At 75.0% G+C, this 2,904-nt stretch carries 3 protein-coding genes; 2 read left to right on the forward strand and 1 reads right to left on the reverse strand.

What is annotated here, in order from left to right; genetic code table 11:
- The coding region (locus E1291_RS40625) for a GbsR/MarR family transcriptional regulator (protein WP_131743352.1) at nt 1-750 on the forward strand (750 nt) is incomplete at its 5' end.
- A 16-nt stretch (nt 751-766) separates the two neighbouring features.
- Here E1291_RS40625 and E1291_RS40630 read toward each other — a convergent pair.
- The gene (locus tag E1291_RS40630) at nt 767-1,210 is read right to left on the reverse strand and encodes a MarR family winged helix-turn-helix transcriptional regulator (protein ID WP_207401236.1); all 444 of its coding nucleotides are present in this window, start codon (nt 1,208-1,210) and stop codon (nt 767-769) included.
- A gap of 119 nt (nt 1,211-1,329) precedes the next feature.
- Between E1291_RS40630 and E1291_RS40635 the strand changes: the two genes are divergently transcribed.
- A complete protein-coding gene (locus E1291_RS40635) occupies nt 1,330-2,883 on the forward strand; it encodes an MFS transporter (RefSeq protein WP_131743354.1) in 1,554 nt (517 codons plus the stop codon).
- Nucleotides 2,884-2,904: the final 21 nt, after the last annotated feature.

Here is a 2,904-nt window from a genome sequence, read left to right on the forward strand (position 1 = left end):
CCCGCGTCCCCGCCGCCGCCCGTCGCCGCCGCCCACGGGCGCGACCCCGGGCAGGTGGGCGCGTTCACCGAGCGGTTCGCGGCGATGATCGTCGAGGTGGGGCTGCCCCGGATGGCGGCCCGGGTGCTGGCGTGCCTGTTCACCACCGACTCCGGGGCGCTGACGGCCGCCGAGCTGGTCCGGCGGCTGGGCGTCAGCCCCGCGTCGGTCTCCAAGGCCGTCGGCTACCTGGAGGGAGTGGAGCTGATCCGCCGCGAGCGCGATCCCCGGCTGCGGCGTGAGCGCTACGTCATCTACGACGACTTCTGGACGCGGGCATGGCTGACGAGCGCACGCGTCAACGCGCTGTGGGCCGAGACCACCCGCCGGGGAGCCGAGATCCTCGGCCCGGCGACGCCCGCCGGGGCGAGGCTGGAGGGCACGAGCCGGTTCTTCGCCACGCTCAGCGACGACATGGCCCACGGCCTGGAGGGCGCGGCCCTCATCGACGTGCTCGTCGTGGTCGCGGCGCTCGTCCACGCGCGGGAGCCGCTCACCGCGGAGCGCGTGGCCGGGGCGCTGGGCTGGCCGCCCGATCGCGTCGACCGGGCCCTGCGGGAGGCCGGGCGGCATCCCGCGGCCATCGACCCGCTCGAACTGCGGCGCGGCCCGTCCGGCGCCTACGGCGTCGCGGGAAGCCCCGGCCGGCTCACCGCCGCGCAGCGCGAGGCCCTGCACGTCGCGGCGGCCAGGTCTCGGGCGGGCGGTTAATCCCCGGGGCGGGCGGCTAGGACTCCTCCGCGGCGCAGACCTTGGCGATCCCCTCCAGCCAGGCCCGCGCGGCGGCCCGCTGCTCCGGGCTGAACCCCGCCTCCAGTTCGGCCTCGCGGCGGGCGACGGCGATCCGGGCCCGGCGCAGCAGCGCGCGGCCGTCCTCGGTGATCTGGATCTGCTGGGTGCGCCGGTCGGCGGGATGCGGCGCCCGCTCGATCAGCCCGTCGCGCTCCAGCCCGGCGAGCATCTCGTTGGCCGACTGCCGCGAGCTGGACACCTTGCGGCCGACGTCGGCGTTCGACAGCCCGGGATGGTCCTGGACGATCATCAGCGTGGCGTACTGGGGCGTCGTGAGGCCGAACTCCTTCAGTTCCGCGCCGATCGCGGCGCGCATGCCGAGCCAGGCGCTGCGGACCAGGAAGGCCAGCGCTCCGTCCGCGTTCAGGTACTTGCCCACCCGCTCAACTCTTCCATACCGCGCCGCCGTTCCGAGATTGACAGGTTCCTGACGGGTTTGCGATGCTGCCGAGTATCCGTCAGGAACCTGACGAACAGCCCATCTTCGTAAGGGATGCGATGACCGCCACCCGGCAGCGGCTGCTCCTCGCCGTGCTCGTCTTCTCACCGATCGTCATCTGGATGGACAACACCATCCTGAACACGGCGTTCGTCCGGCTCTCCGATCCCGTCCAGGGGCTGGACGCCTCGCCGGGCGAGCTCCAGTGGGCGGTCGGCTCCTACACGCTCGTCTTCGCCACCCTGATGTTCACCGCCGGGGCGCTCGGCGACCGGTTCGGCCACCGGACCCTCCTGGTCGCCGGGATGACGGTCTTCGGGCTCTCGTCGGTCTGGGCCGCCTACGCCGGCAGTCCGGCCGAGCTGATCGCGGCCCGCGCGGTGATGGGCGCGGGCAGCGCGTTCGCGGTGCCTCCCACCATGGCGATCGTGACCTGGGCGTTCACCGGTCCGGCGCGGGCCCGCGCGTTCGGCGTCTTCAGCATCTCCGCCGGCGTCGGGGTGGCGGCGGGGCCGCTGCTCGCCGGGGTGCTGCTCGACCACTTCTGGTGGGGCTCGGTGTTCCTGGTCAACGTGCCGATCGTGCTCATCGCGCTCGCCGCGATCTGCCGGGTGGTACCGAACTTCCGCGCCCCCGAGCCGCGCCGGCTGGACGTGGTTGGCCCGGTGGTGTCGGCCGGGGGGCTGGCGGCGCTGGCCTACGGGCTGATCCGGGCCGGGCAGGTGGCGGCGTGGACCCGGTGGGACGTGCTCGCCCCGATCGCCGCCGGGCTGGTCCTGCTCGTCCTGTTCGTGGCGATCGAGCTGCGGCTGCGCGAGCCGAGCTTCGACCCCCGGCTGCTCGCCGGGCGGATCTTCGGCGGCGGCAACGCCGCGCTCGGCCTGCTGTTCCTCGCGATGACCGGCGCCAGCTTCTTCGGCGCCTTCTATCTGCAGGGCGCCCGGAACTTCTCCCCGCTGGCCGCGGCGCTGGCCGGGGCGCTGCCGGCCGCCGTCGGCGTGATGCTCGGCGCTCCGCTGGCGACGCGGCTGGTCGCCCGCTTCTCGGTGCGGCCGGTGACGGTCGCGGGGCTCACCGTCGCCGGGCTGGCGATGGGCTGCTGGAGCCAGTTCGACCTGCACACGCCGCTGATCTGGAACGAGATCCTGTCGTTCGTCCAGGGACTGGCGATCGGCACGGTGATCGCCCCGGTGAGCGCGGCGGTCATGAGCGCCCTGCCCCTGGAGCGGGCCGGGGCCGGCTCGGCGGTCAACAACACGGTCCGGCAGACCGGCAGCGTGCTGGGGATCGCGGTGGGCGGCACGATCATGTCGATCGTCTACCGGCGCGGGATCGCGGGCGCCCTGGCCGGGGCGCCGCGGGCGGTACGGGAGCAGGCCGAGGTGTCGGCCGAGCAGGCCCGGCACGCGGCGGCCGCGACGCACCGGCCCGCGCTGGCCGAGGCCGCCGACCGCGCCTTCGTGCACGCGATGCACGTGGCGTGCCTGTGGACGATGGCGATCGCGCTGGGCGGCGCGCTGGTCCTCGCGCTCGCCTTCCGCCCGGTCCGCGCCGGGGAGGCCGAGGCCGTCGCCGGTCAGGAGCCCGAGAAGCGGGCCGCCGGGCGCGTGTGAGCCTCGCCCGGGTCCGGCGGC

Source organism: Actinomadura roseirufa (assembly GCF_900659635.1).
In the GTDB taxonomy this organism is placed as follows: domain Bacteria; phylum Actinomycetota; class Actinomycetes; order Streptosporangiales; family Streptosporangiaceae; genus Spirillospora; species Spirillospora roseirufa.